The sequence below is a fragment of the Trinickia symbiotica genome, from assembly GCF_003028655.1.
Taxonomy (GTDB): domain Bacteria; phylum Pseudomonadota; class Gammaproteobacteria; order Burkholderiales; family Burkholderiaceae; genus Trinickia; species Trinickia symbiotica_A.
The window spans coordinates 84,926-99,240 of sequence record NZ_PYUC01000007.1 but is presented as its reverse complement, the minus strand read 5'-3'; the positions used below and the strand labels follow the sequence as shown (position 1 = coordinate 99,240).

Below are 14,315 nucleotides of genomic sequence, written 5' to 3'. Positions count from 1 at the left end.
CCGGCGGCTTTCTGTTTCGTGGCCTGACCTCTCGCCCTTTCTTTCGAATTCCTCGATGATGAGCACCGCAACATTGTCTTCCGAGCCCTGGGGCACCCTCCCCGGCGGCGACCTCGCCCGCCTCTTCACGCTTCGTAACGCTCAGGGCATGAGAATTGCCATCAGCGACCTTGGCGCAACACTCGTCTCATGGCATGCGCCGGATCGGGCGGGCCGGCTCGGCGACGTGCTGCTCGGGCACGACTCGCCCGCCGACTACCTGGAATCGACGGCGTACATGGGCGCCATCGTCGGTCGCTGGGCGAACCGAATCGCCGGTGCGCGCTTCAAGCTCGACGGCATCGAATACACCCTCGATCGCAATGAGGGCGACAATCTGCTGCACGGCGGCGGCGCCGGTTTTCATCGAGCGCTCTGGGATACCGAGGAAGATGACGGCGCGCTCGTGCTGCGCTTGAATTCAGACGAAGGAGAGGCCGGCTTTCCCGGCAACGTGGCCGTGTCGGTTCGTTATGCGCTCGACGACGATGGCGAACTGACGATCGACTACGAGGCTCACACGGATTCGCCGACACCGCTGAATCTGACGAACCATGCCTATTTCAATCTGACGGCCGAACCGAACGCCGATATTCGCGGGCACTTGATGACGATCGATGCCGACCGCTTTCTCGAAGTCGATGCCTCGCTGATTCCGTTGCGCGAAAGTCCCGTCGCGGGAAATGCTTTCGACTTCCGCCAAAGCGCGCCGATCGGCGCGCGCCTTGAATGGCCGCATGCGCAGCTTTCGCTTGCGGGTGGCTTCGACCATTGCTACGTGCTAGCGCATGGGCAAAACAACGGCGAAACGAGTGGCACGGCGGGTACCGTTCGACCGGTCGCGCGCGCCTACGATCCCGGCAGCGGCCGCGAGCTGACGGTATCGACCGATCAGCGCGGCCTCCAGTTCTATACGGGCAATTATCTCGACGGCGTGCGCGGCCGCAACGGGCATCGCTATGCGCGTCACGCCGGGCTCTGTCTGGAAGCGGGGGCGTTTCCGAACGAAATCAATACGGCGAGCCGCGATCACCTGATCGTGCGCCCCGGCAAGCCATACCGGCAAGTCACGACGTACCGGCTCGGCGTGACCGAATAAGGGCTCAACGGCTCAGTATCCGAAAAAGTCCTCGCTGTGTATCGAACTCTCGGCGATGCCCATGTCGGCAAGGGTCGCGCGCATTGCCTCGACGAACATCGGAGGGCCGGCGACATAGTAGACAGGCTCGGGGAAATGGCCCGCCGCCTGCTGCAAGAGATTTTCGTCGACAGGCCCCGTCTTGCCGTTCCAATGGATATTGGATTTGCTCGCTTGCGTCATCGTTGCGACGAGGCGGAAGTTGACATTGAGCCGCTCGAGTTGCGTCAGTTCGGAAAGAAACGGTGCGTCTTCCGGCCGGCGATTCGAATAGACGAGCATGAGGTAGTGAGCGGATTGGTCGTTCGCGGCCTGACGCGCCATGCTGAGGAACGGGGTGATGCCGATGCCGCCCGCGATGATCACGGCGGCGCGCCGCGAGTTGTCGTGCAGCGTCAGCGAGCCATACGGCCCTTGGATGCGCACCGGCGTGCCGACCATGAGCCGCTTGAGCGCCAGCTTGAACGTGCTCGCGGCGCGCATGCGCGTGGCGATGGCGAGCTTGTTTTCAAACGGTGCGCTGACGATCGAAAACGTATGACGGGCGCCTTTCGCCTCGGCAACCTCCGTCTCCAGGAGAATCACGTCGATCGCCTGCCCGGCTTTGAATTCGAAGCCCTGCGGCCGCTCGAACTCGAAGATCATCGTATCGGCGGCGACGATGTCGCGCGCGATCAGCTTGGTCTCATAGGTGCTCATGGCAACCCCCAGGCCAATGACGACAATCGCATCATCCTGCAATGTGGCGGATTCGTCCAGGGGGCCGCCGACGCGACGTCCCTGCATCAATCATGCCCGGCTTCGGCGTGCCTTGTCGCCACACGGCAACCCTCGCCGCTCAATCCCAACGCGCATCGCGCACCTGGATGACGCCGGCCTCGACGCGGACCGGGAAAACCGCAACGTCCTCATAGGCTGGCGGGCTGAGCGCCTTTCCGGTTTTCACGCAAAAGCGCGCGCCGTGTCTGGGGCAAACGACGACATCGCCCTCAAAAGTCCCACCCGTCAGCACGCCGCCGTCGTGTGTGCAGAGATCCTCGATCGCGAAATAGTCGCCGCCGACGTTGAACACGGCGACTTGCGTGCCGTCGATGGTGACGCTGCGCACGGACCCCGGCGCAAATTCATCGAGCTTCGCTACGTTGAACCAGTCTGACATGGGGTAGTCTTCAAACGAGGCCCAATTGCAGGCGAGCGGCTTCCGACATCCGCTCCCTCGACCAGGGCGGATCCCAAACGAGCTCGACCACCGCATCGTTGACGCCATCCACTGAGCGCACCGCGTCCTCGACGATCGAGGGAAACGTCTGCGCAACGGGGCAACCGGGCGCGGTCAGCGTCATGCGCACGCCGACGCGGCCCTCGTCCTCGTCGATGGCGAGTTCATAGACGAGCCCGAGATCGTAGATGTTGACGGGAATCTCGGGATCGAACACGGTCCGCAACGCCTCGATCACACGCGTCTGCAGATCGCCGTAACCGGCATCATCGGCCTTGTTGCCGCGCCGCAACCAATCCATCGCCTTCATAGCCTTCATCGCATTCGCCCATCATTCCGTGGAGACTGTTCCTGTTTCATCGCGCAGCGCCGCATGTAGCGTATGCCAAGCCAGCGTCGCGCATTTCACGCGCGCCGGAAACTCACGGACGCCCGAGAGCGTCGCGAGCTTGCCGAGCGCCGCCTCGTCGGCGACAGCCTGACCAGGAGGCGTCGTCACCATCTCGTGGAAGCGCCCGAACAACGCTTCGGCCTCGGCCTCGGTCCGACCCTTGAGCGCTTCTGTCATCAGCGACGCCGAGGCCGTCGCGATGGCGCACCCGGTGCCTTCGAACCGCGCATCCTTCACAATGCCCTCTTCCACGAGCAGATAAAGCGTGATGCGATCGCCACAAAGCGGGTTGTAGCCGTCCGCCTTGTGGTTCGCGTGAGCCAGCACGCCGCGATTCCTCGGCTGCCTGTAGTGGTCGAAGATCACTTCTTGATAGAGGTCGCGCAAATCGCTCATCGTCCGAAGACCTCCTCCACCTGCGTCATTGCCGCGACTAGCGCGTCGATATCGTCGCGCGTGTTGTAAAGCGCGAACGAGGCACGCACAGTGGCCGGCACGCCGAAGCGCTGCATGACCGGCATCGCGCAATGATGCCCCGCGCGCACCGCCACGCCGTGGTGATCGAGAATCGTCCCCACGTCGTGTGCATGAACGTCCTCATGAACGAACGAGACAATCCCGGCTTTGTCGTCCGCGGTCCCGATCAGCCGAACGCGCGGCAAAGCACCCATCGCGTCCGTCGCGTAGGCGAGCAGCGCGGCCTCGTGCGCACCGATGACATCCGCGCCGATCGTGTCGACGTAATCGAGCGCCGCCGCGAGCGCGATCGCGCCGGCGATATTCGGCGTGCCCGCCTCGAATTTCCACGGGATCGCGTTGTAGGCCGTCTGCTCGAACGTCACCGAGCGAATCATGTCGCCGCCGCCTTGCCACGGCGGCATCGCCTCGAGCCGGTCCGCTTTGGCGTACAGCGCGCCGATGCCCGTCGGACCGTAGACCTTGTGCCCTGAAAACGCGTAGAAATCGCAGTCCAGCGCCCGGACATCCACCGGCAGATGCGCGATGGCCTGCGCGCCGTCAAGCAGCACCGGCACGCCGCGGGCGTGCGCGATCTCGATGAGCCGCCCGACCGGGTTGATCGTGCCAAGCGCGTTCGATACATGGGTCAGAGCGACGATGCGCGTACGCTCGCCGATCATGCGCTCATATGCGGCCATGTCGAGCACGCCCCGGTCGTCGATCGGCACGACGACGAGCCGGGCACCGGTTTGCTCGCAGACGATCTGCCATGGCACGATGTTCGAATGATGCTCCATCGCGCTGATCAGGATCTCGTCGCCGGGCGCGACGCGCGGCCGGACGTCGCTTTGCGCGACGAGATTGATGGCTTCGGTCGTACCGCGCACGTAGACGATTTCTTCCGGCCGCGCCGCGTTGATGAAGCGCGCAATGCGCGCGCGCGCCGCCTCATAAGCTTCCGTCGCCCGCTGCGAGAGCAGGTGCACGCCGCGATGGACATTCGAATTCGTATGCTCGTAGTAGCGGCGCTCCGCTGCGATGACGGTCGCGGGCTTTTGCGTCGTTGCACCGTTGTCGAGGTAGACGAGCGGCTTGCCGTGCACGCGTTCGCGCAGGATCGGGAAATCTTCACGCCAGCGCGCCACCGCGTCGCGGTCGGGACTCGTCGTCAAGGGTTCGATCAGCTTCATGTCAATTCGCGGATACGTTCGGCTTCAGGCGTGCGCGCCAGCAGCAGCTTCGCGAGCCGCGCGCGCACCGAATCGGCGCCGACGCGATCGATGACATCGCGCGCGAACGCCCAGACGAGCGTCGCGCGCGCGACAGGCTCGTCGATTCCGCGCGCCCGCAGATAAAAGAGCTGGTTATCGTCGAGCCGGCCAACCGTCGCGCCGTGCGTGCACTTCACGTCGTCGGCATAAATTTCGAGCTGCGGCTTGGTGTCGATCTCGGCATCGCGCGAAAGCAGCAGATTCTGGTTCTCGAGATGCGCATCGGTCTGCTGGGCGCCCTGGTGGACGATCACGCGTCCATCGAATACGCCGTGCGATGCGCCGTCGAGCACGCCCCGGTAGTGCTCGCGGCTCGTGCAGCGCGGCACCTCATGGTCGATGCGCGTGTGATGATCGAGGTGCTGGCGCGAACCGGCGAAGTAGAGCCCCGTCAACTCCGTGCGCGCGTCGGTTCCGGCAAAGCGGACATCGATTTCGACTCGCGAGAGCGTGCCGCCAAATGCAAACGAATGCGATGCGACATGGCTCGCGCGCTCCTCGGCGATGTCGACACGAGCGACATGAAACGCGCGGCGCGCCTCTTCCTGGACGCGGCAGTGCTCGACCTCGGCACCGACGGCCGCGGCGATATGCGTCACCGCGTTCGTCAGATAGCTGTCGTCCGCGATGCCGACGAATTGTTCCACGATGGAACAGCGCGAGCCTCGCGCGGCGAGCACCGCATTGAAGGGATGCGTGGCGAGACCCGCTTCGTCCGCGATGAACAGCATCTGCATCGGTCGCTCGATCCGGCAATCCGGCGGCAACACGACGACGTAGCCGTCGCTGAGAAAGGCGGTATTGAGCGCGGCGAATCCGTCGTGCGGCATCACGCGCGCGATCAACGGCTCCATGCGTTCGGGGAATTCACGGAGCGCGCGCGTGAGGCTGCCGACGAAAGCGCCTTCGGGCAAGCCTTGCAATTGCGAAAGCTTGGGCGCGTGCCGTCCGTTGACGAACACGAGGCGTACCGCTGATTTCTCCAACACCAGATCGTCGACGATCGACGATACGTCGACATTGTCACCGCGCGGGGATGCGAAATGCCAAGCGTGCTGCTCGATCGGCGCGACGTTCGTGTACTTCCATTCCTCGGCGTGCGTGGTCGGAAAGCGCAGCGCCTCGAACCGTTCAAACGCGTGGCGCCGCGCGCTGCGCAGCCACCCGAGCTCCGCGCCCGGCAGCGTCTTCGCGAGCGTACGGAACGCGTGGCGATAGAGGTCGAGGGTCGAGTCGGTCATTGCGATGCCTCCCGCCGGGCATCAGCCTCCGCCACCCAACCGTAACCCTTGCTCTCCAACTCGAGCGCGAGCTCGCGCGTACCCGATTTGACGATGCGGCCCTGCGAAAGGACATGGACACGATCGGGCACGACGTAGTCGAGCAGCCGCTGATAGTGCGTGACGATCACGATCGCGCGCTCCGGACTGCGCATCCGGTTCACGCCGTTCGCGACCGTCTGCAGCGCATCGATATCGAGACCTGAGTCCGCTTCGTCGAGGATCGCAAGCTTGGGCTCGAGCACGGCCAATTGAAGAATTTCGTTGCGCTTTTTCTCACCGCCCGAGAATCCTTCGTTGACGGCACGATAAAGCAGACTCTCGTCCATCTGCATCAGCGCCATCTTCTCCTTGACGATCTGGAGGAATTCCATCGCATCGAGCTCGGGCTCGCCGCGATGCCGGCGCTGCGCGTTGAGCGCGGCCTTCAGCAGATAGACGTTGCTGACACCCGGTATTTCGACGGGATACTGAAATGCAAGAAAGAGCCCCTCTTTCGCACGCTCTTCGGGCGCGAGCGCGAGCAGATCGCGATCGCGATAACGAACCGTTCCGCCCGTCACGACGTAGTGATCACGCCCTGCCAGCACATGGGCGAGCGTGCTCTTGCCCGACCCATTCGGGCCCATGATCGCGTGCACTTCGCCTGCGCCGACGCTGAGGTCCAGGCCGCGCAGAATCGGTTTGCCTTCGACTTCGACGTTCAGATTGCTGATCTCGAGCATCATTGTCGTCCTTTCAGCCACGTTCCATCTCACCCGACGCTGCCTTCGAGGCTCACGCCGAGCAGCTTCTGCGCCTCGACGGCGAATTCCATCGGCAGCTCTTTGAACACTTCCTTGCAAAAGCCGTTGACGATCATCGAAACGGCGTCTTCCTCGGAAAGGCCGCGCTGTCTGCAGTAGAACAGTTGATCTTCGCCAATGCGTGAAGTCGATGCTTCGTGCTCCACGTTGGCAGTCGGATTCTTGACCTCGATGTACGGAAACGTATGTGCGCTGCAACGCTCGCCCAGCAGCAGCGAATCGCATTGCGTATAGTTGCGCGCGCCCTCGGCGCCGCGTCCGATTCTCACGAGGCCGCGGTACGCATTCTTGCCGCGCCCCGCCGAGATCCCCTTCGAGATGATCGTGCTGCGCGTGTTGCGTCCGAGATGCACCATCTTCGTGCCGGTGTCGGCCTGCTGATAGTGATTCGTCAGCGCGACGGAATAGAACTCGCCAATCGAGTTGTCCCCGCGCAAGATGACGCTCGGGTACTTCCACGTGATGGCGGACCCCGTCTCGACCTGCGTCCATGAGATCTTTGCGTTGGCCTCGCGGCAGTCGCCGCGCTTCGTCACGAAGTTGTAGATGCCGCCACGACCCTCTTCGTCGCCCGGGTACCAGTTCTGCACAGTCGAGTAACGGATCTGTGCGTCCTCGAGCGCGACGAGTTCGACGACCGCCGCATGCAGCTGATTTTCGTCGCGCATCGGCGCCGTACAGCCTTCGAGGTAGCTGACGTATGAACCTTTGTCCGCGATGATCAGCGTGCGCTCGAACTGGCCGGTGTTGCGCGCGTTGATGCGGAAGTACGTCGACAGCTCCATCGGGCAGCGTACGCCGGGCGGAATGTAGCAAAACGACCCATCGCTGAAGACGGCCGAATTCAGCGCGGCAAAGAAGTTGTCCGTGTGCGGAACGACCGAGCCTAAATACTGGCGTACCAGGTCGGGATGCCGCTCGACCGCTTCGGAGAATGAACAGAAAATAATCCCGAGCTCGCCGAGTCTTTCGCGAAACGTAGTCGCGACCGATACACTGTCGAACACAGCGTCGACTGCCACGCCAGCAAGAAGTTCGCGCTCCGCGAGCGGCACGCCGAGTTTTTCGTACGTGCGCAGCAACTCCGGATCGACTTCGTCGAGGCTCTTCGGGCGCTCTTTGCCCGAGAGCGGCGAAGAATAGTAGGCGATGTCCTGATAGTTGATCGGCGGGTGGCGAACGGTGGCCCAGCCGGGCTCCTTCATCGTGAGCCAGTGCCGGTAGGCGGCGAGCCGCCATTCGAGCATGAACTCGGGCTCGTTCTTCTTCGCCGAGATGAGCCGAACCACGTCTTCGGACAATCCGCGCGGCAGCGTATCGGACAGGATGTCGCTGACGAATCCGTGCCGATATTCGCGACGAATCAATTGATCGATGCTTGTCGAGGGTGAAGTCATCGGTGAACTCATGCGTGACCTCCGCTATGTCAACGCGGGCGCGGTGTCGCGCGCGACGTCGAGAGTGCGTCTCGTGTGGACTTCGGGTTGCGCGCGGGCTGCGCGGCAAACTGAACGCCTTCGCTGCGTGGAGCCCGTGTCCGAATGGCGCCGAGGTCGGCCTCGGACAACACCGGGCCGGCCATATCGGCAAGCGATACCTGCCTCAATGCTTCGAGCACGACACGATTGACCTTTTGCCAATTCGCGCGTGCACCGCACATCGCCTCCTGCATGCAGAGGCCCGGCGCCGCGCTGCATTCGGTCATGCCAAATGGGCCGTCCATTGCAATGATGACGTCGGCGAGCGTGATACTCCGCGGCGCGAGCTGAAGCAGATAGCCGCCGCTCGCGCCCCGCAGTGCTCTCGTCAGGCCGCCGCGCGTGAGAATCTTCATAACTTTGGCGACGGTCGGCAGCGGGATGCCCGTCGCGCCCGCCAGGCTGCCGGCGCTTTGCACGACTTCGACGTCGCGTGCCATCGCGACCAGGATCACCGTGCCGTAATCGGCAAGCTTGCTCATTCGCAGCATTACGTAGTACTCCTAATCAGTACCCAAAAGGTCCTGATTGAGCTGCCGACGATCCGCACCCAAAAACAAGAACCGACAGGAATCACATTGCGGACTTCAGCGTCTTTCGGGCGGCAATGCAGCCTTTGAATCCCGTGCTCGTCGCCCCAATTCGCTCGACATCGGCGTCACGAACCCATTGTAGTCCCGACTTCAAAACCTTGTTGGCTCAAGGGACTGTGATACGCTTCTCGCGAAAATACGACCCGTCGCGGCTCGCCGACAAGACCGACCGCATCACTCCAAACATGAAAATCGCAACTTGGAATGTCAATTCCTTGAAGGTGCGCCAGCAGCATGTCATCGATTGGCTCGAGTTGAGCCATGCCGATGTGCTCTGTCTGCAAGAGCTGAAACTGCCCGACGAGAAATTCCCGCACGCGGAATTCGCGGCCAAGGGATATCGCAGTTGGTGCGCCGGACAAAAGACTTATAACGGCGTAGGTATTCTCGTGCGCGAAGGGATCGAAGTCGACGAAACCGACATCGTGCGCAACATTCCGGGCTTCGACGATCCGCAGCAGCGCGTCATCGCCGCCACCGTCGGCGGCAAGCGGATCGTGTCGGCCTATTTCCCGAACGGCCAAGCACCCGGCACCGAGAAATTCGCCTACAAATTGCGCTGGCTCGAGGCGCTGGCCGGCTGGCTCGCCGGCGAACTCACGCGTTACTCGTCGCTCGCGCTACTGGGCGATTACAACATCGCACCCGAAGATCGCGACGTTCACGATCCGCAAGCATGGCAGGGGCAGAATCTCGTCTCGCCGGACGAGCGCGCGGCATTCTCGAAGTTGATCGAGCTCGGCTTCGTCGACTCGTTTCGCCAATTCGAACAACCCGAGAAGACGTTCACATGGTGGGACTATCGAATGCTCGCGTTCAGACGCAACGCGGGCCTGCGCATCGATCATATCCTGCTGTCTCCAGCGCTCGCCGCCACCTGTACGCACTGTGAAGTCGACAAGACGCCGCGCAAGTGGGACCAGCCATCGGATCACGCGCCCGTGATCGCGCAGATCGGCTAACGCAGGCGACACAACGAGCGACTGGACCGGAGCAACGAGCGAGGAAACGCTCCGGAACCCAGTCAACGATGCATCACGGCTCGAGGTGCAGCTCCTGGATCTTGCGCGTGATCGTATTGCGCCCGATGCCGAGCCGCTCGGCCGCCTCGACCTTGCGGCCGCGCGTGAAATCGAGCGCTTCGCGAATGACCGCGGCCTCGAATCGGCGCGCCAGCTCGTCCATCACGTCGGCGGTGTTTTCGCGCAGCATCCGCGCGACTTCGGCGCGCAATCCGCTTTCCCAGACGCTCACGGGCACTGCAGTCGATACGCCGCTCAAGGCGCCGGCCGATGGAGGCGCCGCGATTGCGACACCATTGCTGCCGCCGCCATCGAACGACATGACGCCCGTGGCAGCCTGCGGCACGGCGGCAGGTCCCGCGACAATCTCGCCGGCCCCTTCTCCCGAGGGCGGCACGAGATCGGGCGGCAGGTCCTTGATCTCGATCGTTTGCGCGGGCGCCATGACGGTCAGCCAGTTCGCGAGGTTCTCGAGCTGACGCACGTTGCCCGGAAACGGCAGCGAGGCGAGGTAGGCAAGCGTCGCCTCGGAGACGCGCTTGGGCTCGACACCGAGATCGCGCGCGCTCTTTTGCAGAAAGTGCCGCGTGAGCAGCGGAATGTCCTCTTTGCGCTCGCGCAGCGGCGGCAGGCGCAGCCGGATGACGTTGAGCCGGTGATAGAGATCCTCGCGAAAGAGCCCTTGTCGCACGCGCGACTCGAGGTTCTGGTGCGTGGCCGCGATCACGCGCACGTTCGCGCGTAACGGGTTGTGTCCGCCGACGCGATAAAACTGTCCATCCGACAGCACGCGCAGCAGCCGCGTTTGCAGATCGAACGGCATGTCGCCGATTTCATCGAGAAAGAGCGTTCCGTTCTCGGCCTGCTCGAAGCGGCCCTGCCGCATCGCCTGGGCGCCCGTGAACGCACCGCGCTCATGGCCGAATAGTTCGGACTCCAGAAGATCCTTCGGAATCGCGGCCGTATTGAGCGCGATGAACGGGCCGTTCGCGCGCGGGCTGTGTCGATGCAGCGCGCGGGCAACGAGTTCCTTGCCCGTACCCGACTCACCCGTGATGAGAACCGTCGCCGACGAATGCGAGAGACGGCCGATCGCGCGAAACATGTCCTGCATCGCCGGCGCCTGGCCAAGCATCTCGGGCGCATCGGCCAGCGATACGTCGGCCGCATGCGTGCCGCGCAGGCTTTCGTCGACCGCGCGATGAATGAGCTCGACGGCCCGATCGATATCGAAAGGCTTCGCGAGATATTCGAACGCGCCGCCCTGAAAGGCCGCGACAGCACTGTCGAGATCGGAGTAGGCGGTCATGATGATGACGGGCAACTCCGGCAACCGCTCGCGAATCGACTGCAGCAATTCGAGCCCGGAGGCGCCCGGCATGCGGATGTCCGACACGAGCACCTGAGGCGTCTCGTGATCGAGTGCGCCAAGCGCCTCGCGCACATTGGCGAAACTGCGTGTAGCGAGACTCTCGCGCGCAAGGGCTTTCTCGAGCACCCAGCGGATCGATTGATCGTCGTCTACTATCCAGATCGGCTTCATAGAGTGGTCGTTAGTCAATTATCGAGCGGCAACAAAATCTGAAACTCCGTGTGTCCGGGCCGGCTTTCCACCTCGATCATCCCGTCGTGCTGCTGCACGAAAGTCTGCGCGAGCGTAAGACCCAATCCGCTGCCGTCCTCGCGCCCGGACACGAGCGGATAGAAGATGCGATCGCGAATCTCTTCGGGAATCCCCGGACCGTTGTCGATGACACGCAAGTCCAATGCCAGTTTGCAAAGTCGTTTCGCGATGGTGACCTTGCGGGCCACGCGCGTACGCAGCGCGATGCGCGCATCGCCTTCGCTGATGCGTGCACGCAGGGCTTGCGCCGCGTTGCGCACGATGTTGAGCAGCGCCTGGATCAACTGCTCCTTATCGCCGCGCAGCTCGGGCACGCTCACGTCATAGTCGCGCTCGATCGTGAGCCCGCGCGGAAACTCGGCCATGATGACGGCGCGCACCCGCTCGCAGACTTCATGAATGTTGACGTCGCCGACAATATGCGGATGCCGGTGCGGCTCCAGCAGACGATCGACGAGCGTTTGCAGGCGGTCCGATTCCTTCACGATGACCTGCGTGTACTCGCGCAGCTCATGACGCTCGCGCGCACCGAGCTCGAGCTCGAGCAGTTGCGCGGCGCCGCGAATGCCGCCGAGCGGGTTCTTGATCTCGTGCGCGAGGTTGCGAATCAGTTGCTTGTTCGCGGTTGCCAGGTCGTGAATGCGCTCCTCGCGATCGGTGCGCAAGTGGCGCTCGTTCTCGAACAGCTCGAGGAGGACGTAATCCGACGCGCTCTCGAGAAATCCGACGACGACATGCACGTGCAGTGCCTCGCGTCCCGGCCGCTCGAGCACGGCATCGAGGTGCGTCGCGTGAAAACGCTGCTCGGCGATGGCCGCGATCGTTTCGACGAGCTCGTCGCCGTTCGCGAAGATGTCGGGCCACGACATCTGCATGAGCTGACGCCGCGACAAGTCGAGCATCGACTCGGCCGAAGGGTTTGCGAACGCCACGCGCAACGTGCGCTTTTCCAGCACGAGCGCAACCGTCGGCAACGCCTCCAGCCCTGGCAACAGCCCCGATGACGCGAGCGCCGCATCGTCGGTGAGGGGTTCGGCATGCCCCTTCTTCGGCTTGATCAGATTCTTGAGAACCATCGTGGAGTCCGGCCTATCGGGCAGGGGCTGCAATGAAGAGCAATGAACGAGATTCACAAAAAAGGGACGGCGCCGCCGTCCCTTCGAGACTACCGTTCGTAAGCGGCGTATCCGCTCCGCCGACTGTCGAAGGCGAAGCGCATCGCACAGCTTAGAGCGAGTAGTACATGTCGAACTCGACCGGGTGCGTCGTCATGCGGAATCGCTGCAGTTCGCCTTCCTTGAGCTCCAGGTAAGCGTCGATCATGCCGTCCGTGAACACGCCACCGCGCGTGAGGAATTCGCGATCCTTGTCGAGTGCGTCGAGCGCCTGATCGAGGCTTGCGCAGACGGTCGGGATCTTCGCGTCTTCTTCCGGCGGCAGGTCATACAGATTCTTGTCCGCGGCTTCGCCCGGATGGATCTTGTTCTGCACGCCGTCGAGGCCGGCCATCATCAACGCCGAGAACGCGAGGTACGGATTCGCGAGCGGATCCGGGAAGCGCGTTTCGATACGGCGACCCTTCGGATTCGAGACGTGCGGAATACGGATCGAAGCCGAACGGTTACGCGCCGAGTAAGCGAGCTTCACGGGCGCTTCGAAGTGCGGCACGAGACGCTTGTACGAGTTCGTGCCCGGATTCGTGATCGCGTTGAGCGCGCGAGCATGCTTGATGATGCCGCCGATGTAGAACAGCGCGAACTCGGAGAGGCCTGCGTAGCCGTTGCCCGCGAACAGGTTCTGGCCGTCCTTCCAGATCGACTGGTGCACGTGCATGCCCGAGCCGTTGTCGCCCACGACGGGCTTCGGCATGAACGTCGCCGTCTTGCCGTACGTGTGCGCGACGTTCTGGACGATGTACTTGAGCTGCTGCGTCCAGTCGGCGCGCTGCACGAGCGTCGAGAACTTCGTGCCGATTTCGTTCTGGCCGGCGCCGGCCACTTCATGGTGATGGACTTCGACGGGAATGCCGATCTGCTCGAGCAGCAGACACATTTCCGAGCGCATGTCCTGGAACGAATCGACCGGAGCGACGGGGAAGTAGCCGCCCTTCACGGACGGACGGTGACCCGGGTTGCCGCCTTCGAATTCCTTGCCCGACGACCACGATGCCTCGTCCGAGCCGATCTTCACGAAGCAGCCCGACATGTCGGCGCTCCACTGGACCGAGTCGAAAATGAAGAACTCGGGCTCCGGACCGAAGAAGGCCGTGTCGCCGAGGCCCGTGCTCTTCAGGTACGCTTCGGCGCGCTTCGCGAGCGAGCGCGGATCGCGCTCGTAGCCCTTGCCGTCGGACGGCTCGATCACGTCACAGGTCAGAACCAGCGTGGGCTCTTCGTAGAACGGATCGATGAATGCCGTGTTGGGGTCCGGCAGGAGCAACATGTCCGAGGCTTCGATGCCCTTCCAGCCGGCAATCGAGGAACCGTCGAACGCATGGCCGCTTTCGAACTTGTCTTCTTCGAACGCCGACAGCGGAACGGAGACGTGCTGCTCCTTGCCGCGCGTATCGGTGAAGCGAAAGTCCACAAACTTGACGTCCTCGTCCTTGACGAGCTGCATGACGTCGGCCACGGTTTTACTCATATCCTCTTCTCCATTTGATAGGTTCGGCGGTTCTTCGCTTCTTCGTGCCCGCTTCGGCTGACTGCCGATACCGGAAGCCGGCGTTCGAGCGAAACGCGGGCGATTAGAGCATCTTTCATGCCAATTGCTCAACCACCCACATTCGGGGTAGCGGGCACTCTCGAGCGTCGGCGAGCGCGCGCCCCTTGGTGGAACGCGGCCGTGCACCGCCAGGCATACCGGCTTCGCCGCTTTCACGCGAGATGCACATAAACGGTGCACACCAGATACGAGCCGACTCACAGCGAGCCGAAACGGTGCACCGCACCACATTTTGCACCGTTTTGGGACGCCGGCGCGATTTCGTGCATCC

General features: G+C 63.1%; 14 protein-coding genes. 2 read left to right on the top strand and 12 right to left on the bottom strand.

Annotated features, from left to right (window positions below; all coding sequences use genetic code 11):
* The first annotated feature begins 55 nt into the window (after window positions 1-55).
* Window positions 56-1,138 (top strand): aldose epimerase family protein, encoded by a 1,083-nt coding sequence (locus C9I57_RS15170; RefSeq protein ID WP_107151497.1) that lies wholly within the window; start codon window positions 56-58, stop codon window positions 1,136-1,138.
* A 12-nt stretch (window positions 1,139-1,150) separates the two neighbouring features.
* Here C9I57_RS15170 and C9I57_RS15165 read toward each other — a convergent pair whose 3' ends face one another.
* The 9 genes from C9I57_RS15165 to C9I57_RS15125 all read right to left on the bottom strand — a co-directional run bounded on the left by C9I57_RS15165 (window position 1,151) and on the right by C9I57_RS15125 (window position 8,572).
* On the bottom strand, window positions 1,151-1,876 hold the full coding sequence (locus C9I57_RS15165; protein WP_107151716.1) for a ferredoxin--NADP reductase: 726 nt from the start codon (window positions 1,874-1,876) through the stop codon (window positions 1,151-1,153).
* Between the two features lie 139 nt (window positions 1,877-2,015).
* Entirely contained in the window at window positions 2,016-2,336 is a 321-nt protein-coding gene (locus C9I57_RS15160; RefSeq protein WP_107151496.1) for a non-heme iron oxygenase ferredoxin subunit, read from the bottom strand.
* Between the two features lie 10 nt (window positions 2,337-2,346).
* A complete protein-coding gene (locus C9I57_RS15155; protein WP_107151715.1) occupies window positions 2,347-2,706 on the bottom strand; it encodes an SUF system Fe-S cluster assembly protein in 360 nt (119 codons plus the stop codon).
* A gap of 21 nt (window positions 2,707-2,727) precedes the next feature.
* Window positions 2,728-3,183 carry a Fe-S cluster assembly sulfur transfer protein SufU gene (sufU, locus tag C9I57_RS15150; protein WP_107151495.1) on the bottom strand — a complete coding sequence of 152 codons (456 nt, stop codon included), beginning with the start codon at window positions 3,181-3,183 and terminating at the stop codon, window positions 2,728-2,730.
* Entirely contained in the window at window positions 3,180-4,436 is a 1,257-nt protein-coding gene (locus C9I57_RS15145) for a cysteine desulfurase (protein ID WP_107151494.1), read from the bottom strand. Before C9I57_RS15145 ends, sufU begins: the two co-directional genes overlap by 4 nt.
* Entirely contained in the window at window positions 4,433-5,758 is a 1,326-nt protein-coding gene (sufD, locus tag C9I57_RS15140) for a Fe-S cluster assembly protein SufD (protein ID WP_107151493.1), read from the bottom strand. Before sufD ends, C9I57_RS15145 begins: the two co-directional genes overlap by 4 nt.
* On the bottom strand, window positions 5,755-6,522 hold the full coding sequence (gene sufC / locus C9I57_RS15135) for a Fe-S cluster assembly ATPase SufC (RefSeq protein ID WP_107151714.1): 768 nt from the start codon (window positions 6,520-6,522) through the stop codon (window positions 5,755-5,757). Before sufC ends, sufD begins: the two co-directional genes overlap by 4 nt.
* Before the next feature lie 29 nt (window positions 6,523-6,551).
* On the bottom strand, window positions 6,552-8,000 hold the full coding sequence (sufB, locus tag C9I57_RS15130; RefSeq protein ID WP_107151492.1) for a Fe-S cluster assembly protein SufB: 1,449 nt from the start codon (window positions 7,998-8,000) through the stop codon (window positions 6,552-6,554).
* A 29-nt stretch (window positions 8,001-8,029) separates the two neighbouring features.
* Window positions 8,030-8,572, bottom strand: a complete 543-nt coding sequence (locus C9I57_RS15125) for an SUF system Fe-S cluster assembly regulator (protein ID WP_107151491.1) — start codon at window positions 8,570-8,572, stop codon at window positions 8,030-8,032.
* Window positions 8,573-8,859: 287 nt separating this feature from the next.
* Between C9I57_RS15125 and xth the strand changes: the two genes are divergently transcribed.
* Entirely contained in the window at window positions 8,860-9,636 is a 777-nt protein-coding gene (gene xth, locus C9I57_RS15120) for an exodeoxyribonuclease III (RefSeq protein ID WP_107151713.1), read from the top strand.
* 73 nt (window positions 9,637-9,709) lie between these two features.
* Here the strand turns inward: xth and ntrC are convergent, their stop codons facing one another.
* From ntrC to glnA, 3 genes are all read right to left on the bottom strand, one after another.
* Entirely contained in the window at window positions 9,710-11,239 is a 1,530-nt protein-coding gene (gene ntrC / locus C9I57_RS15115; protein WP_107151490.1) for a nitrogen regulation protein NR(I), read from the bottom strand.
* Window positions 11,240-11,253: 14 nt separating this feature from the next.
* Window positions 11,254-12,396, bottom strand: coding sequence for a nitrogen regulation protein NR(II) (gene glnL / locus C9I57_RS15110; protein ID WP_107151489.1), 1,143 nt, complete (start codon window positions 12,394-12,396; stop codon window positions 11,254-11,256).
* Between the two features lie 151 nt (window positions 12,397-12,547).
* A complete protein-coding gene (gene glnA, locus C9I57_RS15105) occupies window positions 12,548-13,963 on the bottom strand; it encodes a type I glutamate--ammonia ligase (RefSeq protein WP_018440261.1) in 1,416 nt (471 codons plus the stop codon).
* Window positions 13,964-14,315 lie beyond the last annotated feature (352 nt).

Coding starts and splice junctions, on each gene's coding strand:
- C9I57_RS15170 (WP_107151497.1), top strand. CDS start 56: ATGATGAGCACCGCAACATTGTCTTCCGAGCCCTGGGGCACCCTCCCC.
- C9I57_RS15165 (WP_107151716.1), bottom strand. CDS start 1,876: ATGAGCACCTATGAGACCAAGCTGATCGCGCGCGACATCGTCGCCGCC.
- C9I57_RS15160 (WP_107151496.1), bottom strand. CDS start 2,336: ATGTCAGACTGGTTCAACGTAGCGAAGCTCGATGAATTTGCGCCGGGG.
- C9I57_RS15155 (WP_107151715.1), bottom strand. CDS start 2,706: ATGAAGGCGATGGATTGGTTGCGGCGCGGCAACAAGGCCGATGATGCC.
- sufU (WP_107151495.1), bottom strand. CDS start 3,183: ATGAGCGATTTGCGCGACCTCTATCAAGAAGTGATCTTCGACCACTAC.
- C9I57_RS15145 (WP_107151494.1), bottom strand. CDS start 4,436: ATGAAGCTGATCGAACCCTTGACGACGAGTCCCGACCGCGACGCGGTG.
- sufD (WP_107151493.1), bottom strand. CDS start 5,758: ATGACCGACTCGACCCTCGACCTCTATCGCCACGCGTTCCGTACGCTC.
- sufC (WP_107151714.1), bottom strand. CDS start 6,522: ATGCTCGAGATCAGCAATCTGAACGTCGAAGTCGAAGGCAAACCGATT.
- sufB (WP_107151492.1), bottom strand. CDS start 8,000: ATGACTTCACCCTCGACAAGCATCGATCAATTGATTCGTCGCGAATAT.
- C9I57_RS15125 (WP_107151491.1), bottom strand. CDS start 8,572: ATGCTGCGAATGAGCAAGCTTGCCGATTACGGCACGGTGATCCTGGTC.
- xth (WP_107151713.1), top strand. CDS start 8,860: ATGAAAATCGCAACTTGGAATGTCAATTCCTTGAAGGTGCGCCAGCAG.
- ntrC (WP_107151490.1), bottom strand. CDS start 11,239: ATGAAGCCGATCTGGATAGTAGACGACGATCAATCGATCCGCTGGGTG.
- glnL (WP_107151489.1), bottom strand. CDS start 12,396: ATGGTTCTCAAGAATCTGATCAAGCCGAAGAAGGGGCATGCCGAACCC.
- glnA (WP_018440261.1), bottom strand. CDS start 13,963: ATGAGTAAAACCGTGGCCGACGTCATGCAGCTCGTCAAGGACGAGGAC.